Here is an 18,751-nt window from a genome sequence, read left to right as displayed (position 1 = left end):
GGGATTGCCACGTTATCGCTCGCAATGACATGTTGGCTTTATTCTTAATTTCTGTATTCTTTTATCACTTCTACCGCGTACTTCACGTTGTCAAACGGGATATCAGGCATAATGCCGTGACCCAGGTTAAAAATGAAGCCGTTTTCGCCTTTCATTCGGTCGAACAGGCGGTAGATGCGTTCTTTAATTACTTTTTTATCGGCATAAAGGATATGCGGATCAAGGTTACCCTGTACCGCAATACCTGCCGGTAAACGTTTTTTGATATCTAACAGATCGACATTCCAATCGATAGAAATTACATCTGGCTTAGCCTCTGCCATTAGCGGTGCAAAAACCGAGCTGCCTTTACAGAAAGAAATCACCGGGATATCTTTACGGTTTAGTTTGCTGATGATCTCCGCAATATAACGGTGACTAAATTCTTTATAATCATCCCATGCCAAAGCTTGCGCCCAACTGTCAAAGATCTGTACAGCATTTACGCCCGCAGCAATCTGCATGTTCAGATAATCTGCTGTGACAGTGGCAATTTTTGATAACAGTTGATGGGCCATTTCGGGCTCATTGTGCAGCATCAGTTTGGTGCGTTTAAAATCTTTTGAAGATCCGCCTTCAACAAGGTAGCTCATTACGGTAAATGGCGCACCGGCAAAACCGATAAGCGGAATACGGCCGCCAAGGCGCTGTTGAATCACCTTAATAGCATCTGCAACATATTGCAGCTTATCAATAACATCAGTTTGCAGGTTATCGATATCGGCTTGTGTACGTACAGGGTTGGCAAACAGCGGACCAACACCTGCGTTGAAACTTAGGTCGCCGCCCATGGCTTCACCCGTTACCAGGATATCTGAAAACAAAATCGCACCGTCAATTCCTAACAGATCAACCGGTAGCATGGTAACATCGGCGGCTATCTCCGGTGTTTTGCACATTTCAAGGAACGAGTATTTGTTTTTAATGTCCCAATACTCTTTCATAAAGCGGCCTGCCTGCCTCATCATCCAAACTGGTGGGCGTTCTGTTTGCTCCGAAAATGCCGCTTTTATTAATAACGAATCTCTCATATTTTATGTTAGAAGCAAGAAATCAAGAGTCAAGATGCAAGAAACCAAGAGTCAAGATGCAAGAAAAAAGAATCAAGAAGAGAACCGTTCTCTTTTTTCTTATCTTCTCGCCTGATAGCTCTTTTCGTTTTGCCTCCTTACTCTTTCCTCTTTCCTCCCGTCTCTTTATCTTATTTCTTGTATCTCGACTCTTATAGTCTTGATTCTTGTTCCTTACTGTCTTGATTCTTTCTGAAGCTCCTGCTGAAGGCGGCTTATCACTTCCCTCATTTTGGCTGTTACTTTTTCTTTATACTGCTCGGTTAACTGCAGGTAAGCTTTCGCTTTTTCAAAATTACCACGCCTGATGCTGATATTGGCTACACTAACCAAAGCGGCTACGTGGTCATTAACCGAACGCAAAGGGTATTGTGCCGCTATTTCATAGTGCATTTCTGCCCCTTCAAAATCCTGCCTTTGCAGGCATAAACCGCCGTATATAAACTCATAATACCCCCTGCGGTTTTTGCTGAGCCATTCGGGTTTCATGATCTCGTTTAATGAAGCCGCGGTTTTATCATAATCCTTTACATGAAAATGTTTGGATGCTACAACCAACGTACCCTGTCTGAAATAATCCCAGATAAGTAGGATAATCATCATAGCTGCAACTGCCGCAAGCTCATAAATATGAAAATATACCAATATACCTAACGACAGCAGAAATATAAACGCAATAAATATACGTGTCCTGTTACTGAACATTAATGCTGGTTATCGGTAAATTTATACCCAACGCCACGAATGGAATGGAAATAAACCGGGTTTTTAGGATCTGGTTCAAAGTACTTACGGAAGGTTAGGATAAAATTGTCGATAGTACGGGTTGACGGATAAACGTCATAATTCCAAACGGTTTCCAGGATCTGCTCGCGCGATACGGCGTCATTACGACGCTCAATCAACAATTTAAGCAGCATGGTTTCCTTTTTGGTAAGGGCGGTAATGGAGCCATCTTCGTTAACCAGCTCAAATGAGTTAAAATGGATGGTTTTATCACCTATTTTATAGCTGTTAAACTCTTTCAGGTCTTCACCTTTCAGGCTGCGTTTCACCAGGTTGTTCACCCTTAAAATAAGCTCCTCGAGGTTAAACGGTTTGGTAAGATAATCATCAGCGCCTTTTTTAAGCCCGAGATCTTGTCCTCATTGGTGTTTTTAGCCGTAAGGAACATGATAGGTACTTCTGTATTTTCAAGCCTGATGGTTTCGGCAACAACAAAGCCGTCAATTTCGGGCATCATTACGTCCAATATCACCAGGTTAAAGCGTTCCTCTTTAAATAGCTGTAAAGCTTTTTTGCCGTTTTTGGCCGGAGAAACCTTGTAACCTTCCAGCTCAAGGTTAAGCTTAATTGCTTCTAACAAATGCTCTTCGTCTTCGGCCAATAAAATTCTTTTTTGTTTGGCATATTCATGTCTTAAATTTAGGTTAGTCCAAATGTAACTTCAAAAATACTACCAGCAGGGCGGTTATCTTTAACCCTGATGCTGGCCTGGTGTTTATCCAACACCTCCTTAACAATATAAAGACCCAGTCCGGTGCCTTTGGTGTTACGGGTTTCTTCACTGCCTACGCGGTAAAAACGGTCAAAAATGCGGGTTTTCTCCTCGTCGGCTATGCCGATACCATGATCAGATACCTGCAAGTAAACTTTATCATCTTTCGAAAACAGCTTTACCCCAACGGATGAGCAGGGGCTCGAATATTTTACAGCGTTTTCTATCAAATTGGTTACTACTGATGTAAGGGCAAATTTATCGCCCACAATCTCCACCTTAGGCTCAATCTCGGCCTCTATGATCTGCTGGTTGCAATCGCATTTGGAGATCTGCAGGCGGTTAACAATGCTATCAACCAAAACCGAAAGGTTAAAGCTGGCCTTAGGGAAACTGTATGAGCGGTTTTCGATCTTAGATGCAAGCAGCATATTCTCAACCATGTCATCCAAACGCTCAACATCGTTCAATGATTTTTCAATAAAATCAAGCAGTTGTTCTTTGGTTAGATGGCGTTTCTGGATAGTTTGCAGCAGGATTTTAATAGATGCCAGCGGTGACTTCAGCTCATGCGTAACCGAAAGCAGGAAGTTCTTTTTCTGCTCCTGTAACCTCCGTTCTTTATTGAAAGAACGGTGCAGGTTAATGGCGCCAATTAAAAATACGGCCACAAACATGGCCCCTTCGCCCAGGATCATACCGGTACGGCGCGGTTGCAGCGTAACCAGCATATAGCCCCACCATACCAGTTCGGCAACGGCGTAGGTGATGAGCGCGTAAAAAATAACAAATGACTTTTTCATATCAACCTCCTCTAAATCTCCTCCAAAGGAGGAGACTTCAAGACTTTATTTTTTTAGTCCTCCCCTTTGGGGAGGGTTGGGTGGGGTTATTTACCGTTAAATACTAAATCCAAACTATCAAATATAGCACGTTTTGTTTTCTCCAGGTCTGTTTTGGTATGGGCTGATGATATAAAGCCAACCTCATACCCCGACGGGCCTAAATAAATGCCCCTGTTCAACAATTCGCGGTGGAACTTTTTGAATTTTTCCATGCTTGATACATCAATATCTTCGGCTTTACGAATATACTCTTTATCTGTAAAAGCAAACCAAAATATGGAGCCAATGCCAAACACCTTAAACTTGTAATTGCGGGCGGTAGCAAAACGCTGAATGGCTTCTACGAACTCTTCTGTTTTATTGTTAAGGTCGCGGTAAAAGCCTGTGCGCAGCAGTTCACTTAATTGGGCAATACCGGCACCCATGGCAACCGGGTTGCCTGATAAGGTACCCGCCTGGTAAACCGAACCCTCTGGCGAGATATTGCTCATAATAGCTGCCGACGAACCATAAGCGCCAACCGGCATACCGCCACCGATAATTTTACCGTAAGTGATGATATCTGGTTTGATTTGGTAATAACCGGCAGCGCCTTCAAAGCCAACGCGGAAACCGGAGATCACCTCATCAAATATCAGCATGGTGCCGTTTTGCGTACAGATGTCGCGCAGGTATTGCAGGTATTCTTTTTCCTGCAACAGCAAACCGTTATTTGCCGGCACCGGCTCAATGATTACAGCGGCAATCTGGCCTTTAAATTCTTCAAAAGCTTTAGCTAATGCTTCTTTATCATTAAGTGCTACAACGATAGTTTCGTCGGCAACAGATTTAGGTACACCGGCTGATGAAGTTTCGCCGAAGGTAACCAGGCCCGAACCGGCTTTCACCAGTAAAGCATCGGCATGGCCATGATAGCAGCCTTCAAATTTCAGGATCTTATCGCGTTTGGTATATCCCCTGGCCAACCTGATTGCCGACATTACAGCCTCAGTACCAGAGCTTACAAAACGGATCTTTTCAATAAACTTATTGTTTTTCAGGATCAGCTCGGCTAGCTCATTCTCTAATGCGGTAGGGGCGCCGAAGCTCATGCCGTTTTGCATTACCTCGATAACTTTTTCCCTTACTTTTGCATTGTTGTGGCCAAGGATCAGTGGCCCCCATGAGCAGCAGTAATCGATAAATTCGTTACCGTCGGCATCCCAGATATGACTCCCATCACCTTTTTGAATAAACAGCGGCGTGCCATAAACAGATTTGAAAGCCCTTACCGGTGAGTTAACCCCACCCGGGAAATACGTTTGCGCCTTAGCATACAACTCGGCCGATTTTTCACGACTGATATCGGGCTTGCCCGTAGTATTTACCGGTTCATCCTCTGCAGAAAACATCTTTTTTATTGAATCGAACATTGTTATGAGCTTAAAGCTGAAAGCCAAAGGCTTAAAGCTGTTTTATCAAATTATTGAAGGCCTGAGCCTTTTACTTGGCATCTACCCAAGTCGTAATTATAATTGATGTCATGCTGAACTTGTTTCAGCACCACATCCGCTAAGCAATCATGCTAAGCAAATCGAAATAAATTCGGCATGACGGCGGTGATACTGCTTGGCTTCTAACCTTTCGCCTTTAACCTTTTTCCTTTCGCCTCTACCTACAACCACTTATTCTCCAAAACCTCTTTGGCATGGTAGGTTAAAATAGCAGTTGCACCGGCACGGCGGATACTGGTAAGTACCTCGGTAATGGCACGCTGCTCGTTTAGCCAGCCGCGTTGTATAGCAGCTTTGATCATGGCATATTCGCCGCTTACGTTGTAGGCTGCAACAGGCAATTCGGTATTATCTTTTATCAGTTTAATAACGTCAAGGTAGGGTAGGGCCGGTTTTACCATTAAAAAGTCAGCACCTTCCAGTTCATCCAGTTCAGCCTCTATCAAAGCTTCGCGTTGATTGGCCGGGTTCATCTGGTAGGTTTTTTTATCACCAAACTTTGGTGCCGAATTCAAGGCATCTCTGAACGGGCCATAAAAAGCGCTGGCGTATTTAGCCGAGTACGACATGATAGACACATTGGTAAAACCATTATCGTCCAATACATTGCGGATGTAACCCACGCGACCGTCCATCATATCCGAAGGGGCAATGATATCGGCGCCTGACTGTGCATGAGCCAAAGCCATTTTGCCTAAAATGTCAAGCGTTTCGTCGTTCAGGATCTCGCCGTTTTCCACAATGCCGTCGTGGCCGTCGCTACTGTATGGATCCATAGCAACGTCGGTAATTACACAGGCTTCAGGGAAGTTTTTCTTTACCTCGCGGATAGCACGCAGATACAAACTCTTGTCGCGGTAGCTTTCCGTAGCAAATTTGTCCTTCAACTCCTCGGCAATATTAGGGAACAGGTCGAAAGAGTTTAAGCCCAGTTTAAGGCAGCTTTCAATTTCGCGCAGCAGGTTATCGATAGAATAGCGGAAAATGCCCGGCATTGATGCCACTTCGCTTTTCTGGTTTACGCCATCAATAATAAACAGCGGGAAAATCAGGTTAGCAGCGCTAACATGCGTTTCCTGCACCATCTGGCGGATCACTTCATTTTTGCGGTTCCTTCTTGGTCGTTGTAACATAACTTTGGTCCATAGACCATGGTCGATAGTCCATGGTCAAAATAATATGCTTTTAAAGTCTATGGACTATCGACCATCGACCATGGACTTCAATTAAAGTCCAAACACTGCCTCTGCCAGCCCAACTTCGTCGGGCGAGTAGGGGAGCGTGTATTTTACACCCATTTCGTCAAATTTTTTGCCGGTTGATTTGCCTATGGCCACTACCTTTTGGTAAGGGTCGAGCAAATTATCGGCAAAGTAGGCTTCCACGTTCGATGGACTGGTAAACACCATCACATCTGCACCGCTGGCTTCCACATCTTCTTCCAGTACGGTTTCATATACGGGCAGGTCGATGATCTTGGTATCGGCAGATAAGCCTTGCTGAATACTCCTCATCGGGCTTTCGGCTCCGGGGAATAGCACAATCTTACCGTTAGCCAGCTTGGCAAATTCTTCAGCTACTTCGGCAGTATCGGTACCTTCGCCAACATAGTCGGTAAAGTGACCTTTGCGGCGCAGCATTTCTTCGCTGCCGCTGCCCATTACCCCAAATTTTACCTTTTAGGGAATTGTGGGTTTAACTGGAAAAAGTATTCAACAGCGTTTTTGCTGGAGAAGAATACCCAGTCAATATTTTTTAATATGTATGAGTCAAAGCGGGTGATTACCGGCACCGTACGGATGAGCGAACGGTCTTCTATTGCAATGCCATGTTTTTCAAGCGCTTTGCGGAAATAGCTTTGTTCGCCAAGCTCGCGCGAAATGAATACACTTGATGGATGCTTACGTTCTTTTGCAAATTTGGCTACTACCTTCTCAGCCAAACCTTCGGTAGTTGGCGCTTCTAAAAACAACCTGTCCGGAAATTCATCGCCTTCGTTGGCTTTAGAAGTAAACACCTGGAAAAGACCATCTTCTTTGCGGCAGTAACAGCCTAAAGGCAAGTGGCAACCACCGCCAAATAATTTCAATACGGTACGTTCAACAGCCAGCTCTTCGGCTACATCAGTATGGTGTAATGCCTGTAGTGCATTAAACAGCTCATGATCGGTTTCACGGATCTGGATAGCCAAAGCGCCTTGAGCAGGAGCCGGGATCAGTTCAACCGGGGTGATCTCTTCTACATGAAACTCGCTCAGGTCGAGGCCTAAACGGGTAACGCCGGCTTTAGCCAGCATAATGGCATCATATTTTTCATCGCGCAGCTTACCAATACGGGTGGGCACGTTACCGCGAAGTTCTTCAATTTCAAGATCGGGGCGGTGGGCCAGCAATTGCGCTTTGCGGCGGTTTGACGAAGTGCCCACAATAGCACCGTATTTAACAGACAATTTTTGATGCACATCGACACAATCTTTCAGGATCAACAACAGTTCAGCCGGGTCTTCCCGTTCTGAAACTGCAGCGATGATGAGTCCCGGAGGATTTTCAGTAGGCAGGTCCTTATGTGAGTGGACCGCGATATCAATAGTGCCGGCTATTAACTCTTCTTCTAATTCTTTGGTAAAAAAGCCTTTACCCTCCAACTTGTCAAAGCTGAGGTTCAGGATGCGGTCGCCCTGGGTTTTAATGATCTTTAACTCGGCGGTGATATTAATGGCAGCAAGGCTGTCTTTAACGAAATTGGCCTGCCATAAAGCCAATTCACTGCCACGGGTTCCTATAATCAGTTTTCTGTCCAAAAGAATGAATGTTTGCGGCTGCAAATTTAATTTTTTATGCCGATGATAAGGTACAACAACTTAATGAATTATTGTTAATTGCAACAAAATGACTGTAATGTGTGGGTTTTGATGGCTGAACAAATTTGCCTTGCATATCTCATACTTAGCATATTTACCACAAGGCACAGCCTTGCGGCCGCGGATGTAACTTTGTAACAAAGCGGGTGTCCCAATTTTTTGATTCCCCAAAAAAAATGAAAAAGTCCGCCGTCTATTTTCTTTAAAAATAGCCATGTTCCATTTTTTAAGAGTGAAACGATGAAACGGGTTAATGGCATTATTGATTGATAGTCAGTAGTTTAGGTTTTTATATAGAACATTGATAACTTGCTGATAATCAGTGTTTAAAATTTTAAGGCGTGTTTGTTTGGTGTTTCATGGCTGCTGAATATAGGAGCTGATTTTTGAATTGATTTTTATCGTTTTTTTGGGAGTTTTTTAAACCGGTGCGAATGTTTGAATTGGATGGTGACAAAGCCCTGCCACCATTTGTTAGGCAGGGATGCTTAGCTTTATACCTTCCTATCTGAATATCACGAAGCGTAGCTTCGTCAGCCGATTCATCTTGATCAGGAAAGGAATTGCAAATAAAATTTAAACGCGATCCGTCTGCTTCCGCACAATTACTGTCCGTAAACGGACAATGTTTACGTTTTTAAATAATATTACTATTTGATATACAGTTAATTATGTTGATGGTATAATTTTGGTAAAATAGCCGGAGTATCGGTAAGGATGACTTTTACCTATGCTAAAAACCGGTTCTGATTATCATTAACACTAAACTTAAACACTTATGCTAAAGATCAACCTCGTACTCGCTTTAAGGAATATTTTTCGCAACAAGCTTTACACAGCTATTAATATTATTGGGCTCGGTACAGCAAGCGCTTTTTGCATCCTGGTTTATCTGCATTTAAAAAACGAACAATCATTTGATAAATTTCATAACGATGCGGATCAGTTGTACCGGGTTGAAGAAACTGGTTTAAATCAGCCGGTAGCAGAAGATAAGAAAAGCAAAGGTTTTTTTCGATGTTAACAAAGAAAGAAGACGAGGAAAATACCATAGTTACCCCTCCAATTTTAGGGCCCGATCTGAAACGAAATTTTCCCGAAGTGGAAAGCGCCGTGAGGTTTGATGGTTATTACAAACCAGTTATTAAAGTAGGCAATCAGAATTTTCAAGAGGACGGGAATACACTTACTTTTGTAGATGCCGATTTTTTCAAGGTTTTTAATTTTCCCTTGTTGCAAGGCAATCCGGAAACTGTGCTATCGGGCCATAACGAGGCTGTGATCAGCGAACGTTTGGCAAAAAAATATTTCGGTAATGCCGATCCTGTTGGCAAAACAGTAATGGTCCCCGGCGAATCGAACCCGGTGCCGGTAAGCATTGTGGGCTTAATGAAAAATTTTCCGGCTAACTCAAGCATGCAGTTTGATATGGTGATGCCTATCACATCAATGGCAGGCTATAAAGACAAAATGGGTGCAGGCCTTAACTCATATAACGAAATATTGGTTATCAAATTAAAAAAGGAACTGATGCAGGCCGCTTTCAACATAAGCTGGATGAGTTTTCGAAAAAATACTTTAATCCCCAAACCGAAGCATCAAAAGCCCCGGCTAATAAAGTTTCTGATACCTATATCCGTTTAAGGCCCTTGGCCGATGCGCATTACAATATTAGCGGGGCTTGGGATCATTACACTAACTTGAAAAATATTTACCAGTTAAGCAGCCTCGCTGTGCTCATTTTGGTAATAGCCTGCTTTAATTATGTGCTGTTAACGCTAACCAACGCAGTTTCCCGCTCGCAGGATGTGGGTGTACGCAAAACGATAGGCGCAGGCCGTTTGCAAATTATATTTCAGTATTATACACAAACACAGGTGCTTGCATTTATATCTGTAGCAGTTGGCTTTTTGTTGGCCATTATCATAATGCCATTCTTTAACCATTTAACAGGGGCTACTATGTCATTCAGTAGTTTTAGGGTTATTGATATGTTGGTGTTGATAACGGTTTTGACTTTGGTACTCGGTTTCCTGGCGGGTATTTACCCGGCTTACGCCATGTCTGGGTTAAAGCCACTAAATATTATGCGCGGGTTTTCGGCTTATCGGATAAGCCCCGTACTATCAAAAAGCCTTATTGTGGTACAGTTTGGTGTTTGTGTGTTGCTGGTAATATCATCGCTCATTATCAATAAGCAAATGCATTTTGTTAGCCAAACCGAAATGGGTTTTGATAAGGACCAGGTGGTAGTGGTAGAAAATCCCTATTGGGGAGGTGATAAACAAATTTCTGCCGCATTACAACGCGAACTTTATCATTGGGCAGATACGCAGCCCTTTATAGCGGGTATTACAAGTACGTCATTTTCATTTGGCGGGGTTAGTAGAAATACACATACCATTAATGGTGAAAAAGTACCAATTGATTACCTGGATGCTGATTTTGAATATTTTAAATTTAACAAGATACCGATTTTACTTGGCCGCGACTTTTCGCGGGATATTGCGACAGACAGCGCCTCGTTCCAGTTAACGGATGATCAGAAAAAACCTCAGGGTACTAAATTAAGACATAATACCATCGTTAATCAAACCCTGTACAAATTGCTCGGTAAACCGGCCCTTAACGTGTATAACCCAACTATTGGCGGGATAATTATCGGTGTTTGTAAAGACTACCATAACCGAGACCTTACTCAGGCAATACAACCAGGCTATCACACCGTAAATCGTGACCATATCGGTTATTTCTGGTTCAGGATCAAAGCCCACCAGAGCATTCCGCCGGCTATGGAAAAACTGAAAGCCGAATGGAATATACTAACCAACAACCTGCCTTTAAATTACAGTTTTATGGATGAACAGATTGCCAGAAGCTACAACGCTTATTTACAATGGATGACCACAATCACCACATCATGCATCATAGCCATATTATTGGCCTGCCTTGGTTTATTCGGCTTGTCGGGACTTACTACTATTAACCGTACCAAAGAGATAGGCATCCGTAAAGTGCTGGGCGCGTCGGTAAGCAGTCTGTTTTTGCAGCTTAACCGCAGTACCATGTACCTTGCCGCCGCCGCATTTGTAATAGCAACCCCGTTGGCCTGGTACCTGTCTAACAGCTGGCTGCAAAATTTCGCATATCGCATTAAGCCCGATTGGCTGCTGTTTGTTACCGGGGCAGTAATATCAGTTATTACAGCGCTTGCATCGGTAAGCTATCACACATTGAAAGCTGCCAGGGCAAATCCTGCGGATAGTTTGAGAAGTGAATAATAACCTCAGCAATATGGCGTATGGGATAAGTATATTGAAAAGCAAAACGCCATTTTTGTTAACATCTGGCTGTTTTTTTACCAAATTAAAACAAGTCACTAAACAGATTACCAACCTGCTTCTCCAACATCTTTAAAAAATTTTGCGGTGACGCGTGGTTGGGATTGTGTTGCCAGCTTCACTATAGGTAGGGCGCCTTGTTCGGCAGTTTTTGCCCCCTGAAATTGATTAAGATCGGTAGCTGTATATCCCGGTGTAACACTATTAACACTAATGCCGGTATCATAAAGCTCATTTGCCAGCATTACCGTAAAAGCGTTTAAGGCTGTTTTTGACGAACCGTAAGCATGGTACTTAGCCCGGTTAGAATTTCTATCCGCAGCGGTGTGCACAACGAGGGAGCCGGTTTCACTGGAAACATTGATGATAGCCCCTGGCCCGATTTTTTCAGTAGCGGCAGAAACTCCTGTGTGGTTTGGACTGCACCAAAAAAATTGGTGTCGAATATCCTGCGTAGGTTTTCGATAGAAACTGCAGCGAGGTTTTGAGGCTGGTCGCCGGCTATTCCTGCATTATTTATTAAAATATCTAACGAACCAATTTTAACCTCCAATTCCGCTCTCGCCTCACGTACGCTTTTGATATCGGCCACATCTATTACTATGGTTTCTATATTGTTTAAACCCAGCTCTTTCAATTGCCTGAATGCTTCAAGCCCCTTTTCTTGATCCCTGCTGCCTAAATAAACATAATAATTTAGTTGTGACAGTTGCCTGGCGGTTTCAAAGCCGATCCCCTTATTTGCCCCGGTGATTAATACTGTTTTCATAGTGATGATTTTTGATTGTGTTTTCAGTAATTTTAGCTGAAGATATAAAGGCAAAAAAATATAATTGATTTATAAACCGCAATGCACAATCAATTGCAGTTATTGGATTATTCGTGGGTTGGCAGAATACCGGCGTTGGAAATCCTTCCAATAAAACCGGACACAACCGTCCGTTTTTATTACGGTAGCTTTGTGTGTAAAATATTATTTGAATTGTATATCAATGAGTTATGAAGTTGGAATAACCTTTGAAACAATAATATAACTTGACCGCGTATAGTTTCCATATCACCCTATATGACCTGGCGTTTTTGGCTGCGATATTTATCGGCCTCACGTTTAGCCTGTTGCTATGGTTTACCAAAAGCATTAACCTCTCTGCAAATCGTTTTCTGGCCCTTGCTATGCTAACCATTGTTTTATGGATGGCCTGGGTGTCGGGAAAAAGCGTTGAATTGAGCGCTTATTTTCCACATTGGAACCGGCTGCCGCTTCAATTTTCGCTGGCACTGGGCCCGTTCATTTATTTTTATGTGCTTAAGATAACCCGGCCGGGATATAAATTACATAGTACAGATTTGCTGCACTTTATCCCCTTGTTATTGCAACAGGGCATTTTTATATTGAAGATTGGGCAAAGCGTCGGCAACATCACGGCAACTTATCACACATCGGTCTTTCGGCAAACGGGCCTGGTACTGAATATGGCGACATTCATTTCGGTACTTGCCTATTTGTATATTTCATTTGGGTTGATTGAAAGCTATTACCAACAGTTGAAATTCAATCACGTAAATGACCGCTACCGCAACCAAATGCGCTGGCTGGTCCGGTTAATCAAAGCCTTTGGTTTTTTATGGTTATTATGGCTGCCATATGCCGTTGCAGATTTTTTTATTTCCACCAACGGTTAGGAATCCAAGCGTACTATCCCTTGTATTTGCTGTTAGCGGGAATGATGATTTGGATAGCGGCGACGGTTCATTCAAAACCAGGAACTTCAGTTATTGTGCAAGCCTCCCCGGTTTTGAAGGCACCGGTTTCAGCGGAGCTCAGGCAAAAAGGAACCTGGCTAAGGAAGGCTATGGAGGCCAACCGGTATTACCACGATGCCGAACTGAATTTGACCTCGCTTGCCGAAAAATTGGGCCTCACCGTTCATGAGCTATCCCGGATCATCAATGTGGCACTCAAGAAAAACTTTAACGATTTTATCAATGAATATCGCGTTGCGGAAGTAATCCGGAAAATGCGGGATCCTACTTTTGCCCATATAACCCTGCTTGGTATAGCACTGGAGTCGGGGTTTAATTCAAAATCTTCTTTTAACCGCATTTTTAAACAGATGACCGGCAAAAGTCCGGCGGAATATAAAAGTGAGCCCCAAAAAGAGTTCCCAAGTTATAACTTAAGACGACACACCCAGTTTGCAGGGGTAATTTCGAAGCATGAAACCACAATTATGTGGCCTTCCCGGAAATTAAACCGCAGCTATATGTTCAAAAATTATTTTAAGATCGCGTGGCGTAATATCACCCGTCACAAAAGTTACTCGGCCATTAATGTAGCCGGGCTGGCGGTGGGCATTGCGGCCTGCCTGCTGATATTTGTAGTTGTTCAATATGAGTTGAGCTTTGATACCTATCAACCCGGTTATAAAAGCACTTATCGCATCGTTACCAAAAAAGACAGGGAAGGCAATATCAGGTATAGTGCCGGGATCTCAACACCCGCTGTAGATGCTTTTCGTCTTTATTTCCCACAGGCTACCATTGCAGGTATCAACGCCATTTATGGCAGCCAGATCGTAGCCCCGGCGGCTAACGGGAACGCCGCCGGCGATAAAAAGTTTGTTGAGAACACCGGCATCATGTTTGCCGAACCTCAGCTTTTCGATATTTTTTCAGCAACCTGGCTTGCCGGCAGCGCGTTGGCTTTAAAAGATCCTAACATGGTGGTGATTGATAAAAGCAGCGCCGTAAAATATTTTGGTAACTGGCAAACGGCAGCAGGAAAAACACTTAGGATGGATAACCTGCTGACGCTAAAAGTAGCGGGTGTGATAAAGGATGTTCCCCCAAATACCGACCTGCCGCTCAAAGTGTTGATTTCGTACATCACCTGGAAGAAGAACCCCAAAAGCTACCATTACGCATATACCTGGGATGAAACCAGCAGCGACTGCCAGGTGTATATAAAATTTCCTGCAAATGTATTGCAAAGCAGCATCGAAAGTCAAATGCTCAGTTTTTCCGAAAAACAATTTAATAGTGATAGTAAACGCGCTGCCAGGAAAAGATATGCTGTAGCGCAACCCTTATCGGCAATCCATTTTGACACCAGTTTTGGCGGCACGCTGGGCGATCATGTAACCGGCAAGTCCACGCTGCGTACCTTGTCGCTTATCGCGGTGCTGATCATCGTTATGGCATCCATCAATTTCATTAACCTTTCAACCGCGCAATCCGTTGGCCGCTCCAAAGAGGTAGGCATCCGCAAAGTGCTGGGCAGCAGCCGCGGGCAATTGGTAGGCCTGGTAATGTGCGAAACGGCCATTATCGTACTAATTTCGGCCGGCCTTGCAATTTGCATAGCCGAAATTGCTTTACCATTACTCAAACATATCGCCAGCGTTCCGGATACCATTGGTTTGTTCAATCCCGGCATATTACTTTGCCTGGCCTGTGTAATAGTTGCAGTGATACTGCTTTCAGGAGTATATCCGGCAATTATCGTATCGGGATTTAAACCTGTTGAGGCGCTGAAAAATAAGATTAATTCGGCGGCTGTCGGTGGTATATCGCTCCGCCGTGTGCTGGTAGTTACCCAGTTTACCATTTCACAGTTGCTGATTATCGGAACAGCTATCGCCGTTAAACAAATGGATTTTGTAAACAATGCCGACCTCGGGTTTAATAAAGAAGCCGTATTGGCCATACCATGCCCTGCCGATAGCATCGGTTTATCACGAATGAACAGCTTTAAACAGCAGGTGCTTACCTTGCAGGGTGTAAAGGCAGCCAGTTTTTCGGCTGACGCGCCATCGTCATCGCATAATAATTCAAGCAATTTCTACTTCAATCATTCAGATAAAGATCCTGGCTTTGATATTTTCATGAAAGTGGCCGACGCGGATTACTTTAAAACTTTTGGCCTCAGGTTTATAGCAGGCAAAAGCTATGAACCCAGCGATACCGCACGAGAACTGGTGGTTAATGAAACTTTTATACACAAATTGGGTATTAAACGTGCAAATGATGCTTTAGGCAAAACCCTTACCTTTGATAGTTACGGAAACCTGCCCATAGCAGGTGTTGTTGCCGACTTTAAAACAAACTCCATGCGCGAGGAAGTTAAACCGCTGGTGATGTTCCCCTCAAAACAATCGGAACAGCAAATAGCGGTAAAAATTGAAAGCCGGAGACTTGCAAAAACGGTAGCATTGGTGCAAAGTGCCTGGGAAAAGAAATATCCAGAATATGCCTACACCGGCTTTTTTGTTGACGATAGCATTGCCAAATTTTACGAACAGGAAAACCAGCTTGAACTGATCTATAAAGTATTCGCGCTCATCGCTATTTTTATCTCCTGCCTTGGTTTGTACGGCCTGGTATCGTTTATGGCGGTACAGCGCACAAGAGAGGTAGGGATCCGAAAGATTTTAGGCGCATCAGTAAGCAGCATTGTGTACCTGTTTTCGAAGGAATTTTTAGCTCTTATCGTGGTGGCATTTATGATTGGCGCGCCCCTTGCCTGGTACCTGATGAACGGATGGCTGCAAACTTTCACCTATCGTATTTCGCCGGGCTTATGGGTTTTTGTGGCAGCCATTACAACTTCGTTATTGATAGGCTGGTTCACGGTAGGTTACAAAGCGTTAAAAGCCGCGCTGGCGAACCCTGTAAAAAGTTTGAGGACAGAATAATCAGGAAGATTATTGTGAGACTACCTTCTCATCAGGGTCTCTTGTAGAGGACCCTGATGTTTCCACTATCAGCCTTGATCATCTTACGAGAAAAGGCGTACCTGCTTGGCGAAGACATCAGGGTCCTCTACAAGAGACCCTGATGGAACGTAAAACTTGAGGACAGAATGATTCGGTAAGGCTTAATCAAATTAAAAAGCTGCTCCTCTATAAGCAAGGCAGCCTTTTATTTGATGGGCTCTATCGCAGGGTAGTAATGCCAGGCAGAAACGCACACCCGTTGTAACGTTTCCGAACGGCATTATAAATAAAATAACATTAATGTACTGTTTGTCAGTGTCTTAAATATGTGGCATGGGTTTTAGGCACTACCAGCGTATCAAATAGTTTATTTAAGTTTAACAACGTCTACAATCAGCATACCTATGTTCAAAACATATTTTAAACTGGCTTACCGAAATATAATAAAAGATAAAGCCTATTCCATAATCAATATATCAGGTTTAGCGATAGGCCTTGGTTCAAGTATCCTGATTTTGCTTTGGGTGCAAAATGAATTGAGCTATGATAAGTTCCATAAAAATGCCGGGCAGATCTATCGAATCGACAGCGATTTTGGTGATTCTAAAACCGCGGCAAGTTCGGCCGGGATGCCTTTTGGATTAAAATCGGAGATCCCTGCGGTTAAAAATGTAGCCCGTTTATATCCCGGTTTTCCATCTGTTTTATTCGAAATAAGTAACCGGAAATTTCAGGAAGAACATGTGTTTTATGCCGATCCCAATTTTATGGACATGTTTTCATATCCATTAATAAAAGGCGACCGCGCTACTGCTTTAAATCAGGCAAATGGTGTTTTAATAACAGAAGATATCGCCACAAAATACTTCGGAAAAGAAAACCCGATTGGCAAGGTAATACGAAAAGATAACAAAGAAAACCTGGTAGTAACAGGGGTTATGGCCAATATTCCGGCTAACTCCGATCTGCAATTTGATATCCTGCTTCCGATGGCTTTAATAGCACAAACCAATAACGATCTGAAGAATAATATCTGGGATAATTTTAATTTTTTTGGTTACGTACAGTTCGATAAAAGTTTTGACCCTTCCGCTGCTAACGTTGCCAAATTGGAAACGCAAATCGGGCAGATTTTTCACAAACATAGCCCGGATACCAAGGCAACGTTCAAATTACAGCCTTTAACCAAAATACACCTTGATCCCGAAAGATTAGGAGATTCGCCGGGGCATGGGAATGCGCAGTATGTAAGCATCTTTTTTGCGATCGCCATATTGATATTGATTGTGGCCTGCATCAATTTCATGAACCTGGCTACCGCACGTTCGGCACGCAGGGCCAAAGAAATAGGCTTACGTAAGGTAGCGGGTGCTGTTCGCGGGCAATTGGTCCTTCAGTTTTTAAGCGAGTCGGTATTTATCTCCTTTCTTTCCCTTTTACTCGCGCTTGTTATTGTTCGGATGTTTTTACCAGTGTTTAATGATCTGGCTAACAGGAAACTTGTTATTGATCTGTCGGATGCCAGGCTTTGGTTAAGTCTTACCGGTATTGCTTTAATAACTGGTCTTATCTCGGGAAGTTATCCTGCCTTATTTCTCTCTGGTTTTAACCCGGTTAAAGTGCTTAAGGGTAACGTGAAATCAATGGGAGGCAATTTGCTGTTCCGTAATGCTTTAGTTGTAGTTCAGTTTATGGTTTCCATTGTATTGTTAGTGGGTACGGTGGTGATCTATAATCAGCTTAAATTTATCAGGGACAGGAATCCCGGTTTCGAGAAAGCCAATCTTTTATACGTGCCAATGACGGGCGAGATCTGGCATAAGCAGGAGGCTTTGAAAAACATGTTAAGGCAAACGTCGCTTACGAGCGATTTTACAACGATTACAGATTTGCCAACTGAACTTGGCGGCTGGACACTTAATGTGCAGTGGAGCGGTAAGGACCCACGTTCGCAATTGTCTATCCCTGTAATGGCCGCCGATGAAGATTTTACGCACACGTTCAGAATGAAGTTAGCCGCCGGCCGAAGCTTTTCGGCAGGTTTTAAAACCGACTCGAATAATTACATGATCAACGAAAAAATGGCCAGCGTAATGGGCCTTACCGCCAGTACTGCAGTAGGCAAACCATTAGCGGTTTGGGGTAACAAGGGTACTATTGTAGGGGTTATAAAAGACTTTAATTTTAAGCCCGTTCAGCAAAGCATTGAGCCGTTGGTTATACCTTTCAATAAAATAGGCGGTTATGTGGTGATCAGGACCTTGCCCGGAAAAACTAATGCTACAATAAAGGCACTGGCGGCTATGAGCCAGGCGCTCAATCCAGCTTATCCCTTCAAATTTGATTTTATTGACCAGGAGTTATCCAAACTTTACAAAGGCGAACAACAAATGGGCAATATTTTTAATCTTTTTGCCGGTTTGGGGATCTTTATTTCGTGCCTGGGTTTATTTGGTTTATCAGCATTTATGGCCGAGCAGCGTACCAAGGAAATTGGCGTACGCAAAGTGTTAGGGGCATCTGTGGTAAACCTGGTTTACTTACTGTCATCAGGTATCACCAGGCTTATTTTGATTGCTATAGTTATCGCTATCCCACTTTCATGGTATGCGGTTAACAGCTGGCTGTCGGGTTTTGCTTATCATATCAATGCTGGCTGGCTGGTGTTCTTTATTGCCTCTGTAGCTGCATTGGGAATAGCCTGGATTACGGTTAGTTATGAATCTGTAAAAGCCGCGACAGTTAACCCGATAAAGAGTTTGAGGACGGAGTGATTGAATGTTTGTTTTACAAGGGAAATAAGCCCCAATAATAGCCAAATAGGTTTAACGAAAAATACCTGCGTTAGGGATGGGAGCGGCTACCGGCCAGCGAGCGTAAAGCCTGCAGG

General features: G+C 43.4%; 11 protein-coding genes and 3 pseudogenes. 6 read left to right on the top strand and 8 right to left on the bottom strand.

The window, feature by feature from the left end:
- Window positions 1-44: 44 nt before the first annotated feature.
- From hemE to hemC, 7 genes and pseudogenes are all read right to left on the bottom strand, one after another.
- Window positions 45-1,070 (bottom strand): uroporphyrinogen decarboxylase, encoded by a 1,026-nt coding sequence (gene hemE, locus ACRQ5D_RS02955; RefSeq protein WP_091165534.1) that lies wholly within the window; start codon window positions 1,068-1,070, stop codon window positions 45-47.
- 213 nt (window positions 1,071-1,283) lie between these two features.
- A complete protein-coding gene (locus ACRQ5D_RS02950) occupies window positions 1,284-1,712 on the bottom strand; it encodes a hypothetical protein (RefSeq protein WP_432328434.1) in 429 nt (142 codons plus the stop codon).
- A 101-nt stretch (window positions 1,713-1,813) separates the two neighbouring features.
- Window positions 1,814-2,550, bottom strand: a pseudogene (locus ACRQ5D_RS02945) (response regulator transcription factor).
- Complete coding sequence (locus ACRQ5D_RS02940) at window positions 2,535-3,410, bottom strand: sensor histidine kinase (protein WP_090529091.1); 876 nt, start codon at window positions 3,408-3,410, stop codon at window positions 2,535-2,537. Before ACRQ5D_RS02940 ends, ACRQ5D_RS02945 begins: the two are co-directional and overlap by 16 nt.
- A gap of 86 nt (window positions 3,411-3,496) precedes the next feature.
- Window positions 3,497-4,864 carry a glutamate-1-semialdehyde 2,1-aminomutase gene (hemL, locus tag ACRQ5D_RS02935; RefSeq protein ID WP_091165543.1) on the bottom strand — a complete coding sequence of 456 codons (1,368 nt, stop codon included), beginning with the start codon at window positions 4,862-4,864 and terminating at the stop codon, window positions 3,497-3,499.
- Between the two features lie 242 nt (window positions 4,865-5,106).
- Complete coding sequence (hemB, locus tag ACRQ5D_RS02930) at window positions 5,107-6,078, bottom strand: porphobilinogen synthase (RefSeq protein ID WP_091165545.1); 972 nt, start codon at window positions 6,076-6,078, stop codon at window positions 5,107-5,109.
- Window positions 6,079-6,171: 93 nt separating this feature from the next.
- Window positions 6,172-7,745 (bottom strand): annotated as a pseudogene (hemC, locus tag ACRQ5D_RS02925) (hydroxymethylbilane synthase).
- A gap of 838 nt (window positions 7,746-8,583) precedes the next feature.
- Here hemC and ACRQ5D_RS02920 point away from each other — a divergent pair.
- From ACRQ5D_RS02920 to ACRQ5D_RS02910, 3 genes are read left to right on the top strand one after another with little or no spacing between them, the layout of a single operon-like run.
- Window positions 8,584-8,829: a hypothetical protein gene (locus ACRQ5D_RS02920; RefSeq protein WP_432328433.1), complete on the top strand. Its 246-nt coding sequence runs from the start codon at window positions 8,584-8,586 to the stop codon at window positions 8,827-8,829.
- Window positions 8,823-9,449: an ABC transporter permease gene (locus ACRQ5D_RS02915; protein WP_432328432.1), complete on the top strand. Its 627-nt coding sequence runs from the start codon at window positions 8,823-8,825 to the stop codon at window positions 9,447-9,449. Before ACRQ5D_RS02920 ends, ACRQ5D_RS02915 begins: the two co-directional genes overlap by 7 nt.
- A gap of 56 nt (window positions 9,450-9,505) precedes the next feature.
- Complete coding sequence (locus ACRQ5D_RS02910) at window positions 9,506-11,086, top strand: FtsX-like permease family protein (RefSeq protein WP_432328431.1); 1,581 nt, start codon at window positions 9,506-9,508, stop codon at window positions 11,084-11,086.
- 107 nt (window positions 11,087-11,193) lie between these two features.
- Here the strand turns inward: ACRQ5D_RS02910 and ACRQ5D_RS02905 are convergent.
- Window positions 11,194-11,915: pseudogene (locus tag ACRQ5D_RS02905) on the bottom strand (SDR family NAD(P)-dependent oxidoreductase).
- A 266-nt stretch (window positions 11,916-12,181) separates the two neighbouring features.
- On the opposite strand from ACRQ5D_RS02905, the gene ACRQ5D_RS02900 reads away from it, so the two are divergent.
- The 3 genes from ACRQ5D_RS02900 to ACRQ5D_RS02890 all read left to right on the top strand — a co-directional run bounded on the left by ACRQ5D_RS02900 (window position 12,182) and on the right by ACRQ5D_RS02890 (window position 18,635).
- Entirely contained in the window at window positions 12,182-12,829 is a 648-nt protein-coding gene (locus ACRQ5D_RS02900; RefSeq protein ID WP_431199063.1) for a hypothetical protein, read from the top strand.
- Between the two features lie 41 nt (window positions 12,830-12,870).
- Complete coding sequence (locus ACRQ5D_RS02895; protein ID WP_431199062.1) at window positions 12,871-15,840, top strand: ABC transporter permease; 2,970 nt, start codon at window positions 12,871-12,873, stop codon at window positions 15,838-15,840.
- Window positions 15,841-16,265: 425 nt separating this feature from the next.
- Window positions 16,266-18,635 (top strand): ABC transporter permease, encoded by a 2,370-nt coding sequence (locus ACRQ5D_RS02890; RefSeq protein WP_091165558.1) that lies wholly within the window; start codon window positions 16,266-16,268, stop codon window positions 18,633-18,635.
- Window positions 18,636-18,751 lie beyond the last annotated feature (116 nt).

Origin of the sequence: Mucilaginibacter sp. P25, assembly GCF_050859465.1 — a bacterium.
Lineage (GTDB): Bacteria > Bacteroidota > Bacteroidia > Sphingobacteriales > Sphingobacteriaceae > Mucilaginibacter > Mucilaginibacter gossypii.
Note: the sequence above shows the minus strand (reverse complement) of the source record. Positions and strands in the feature narration are given on the sequence as shown.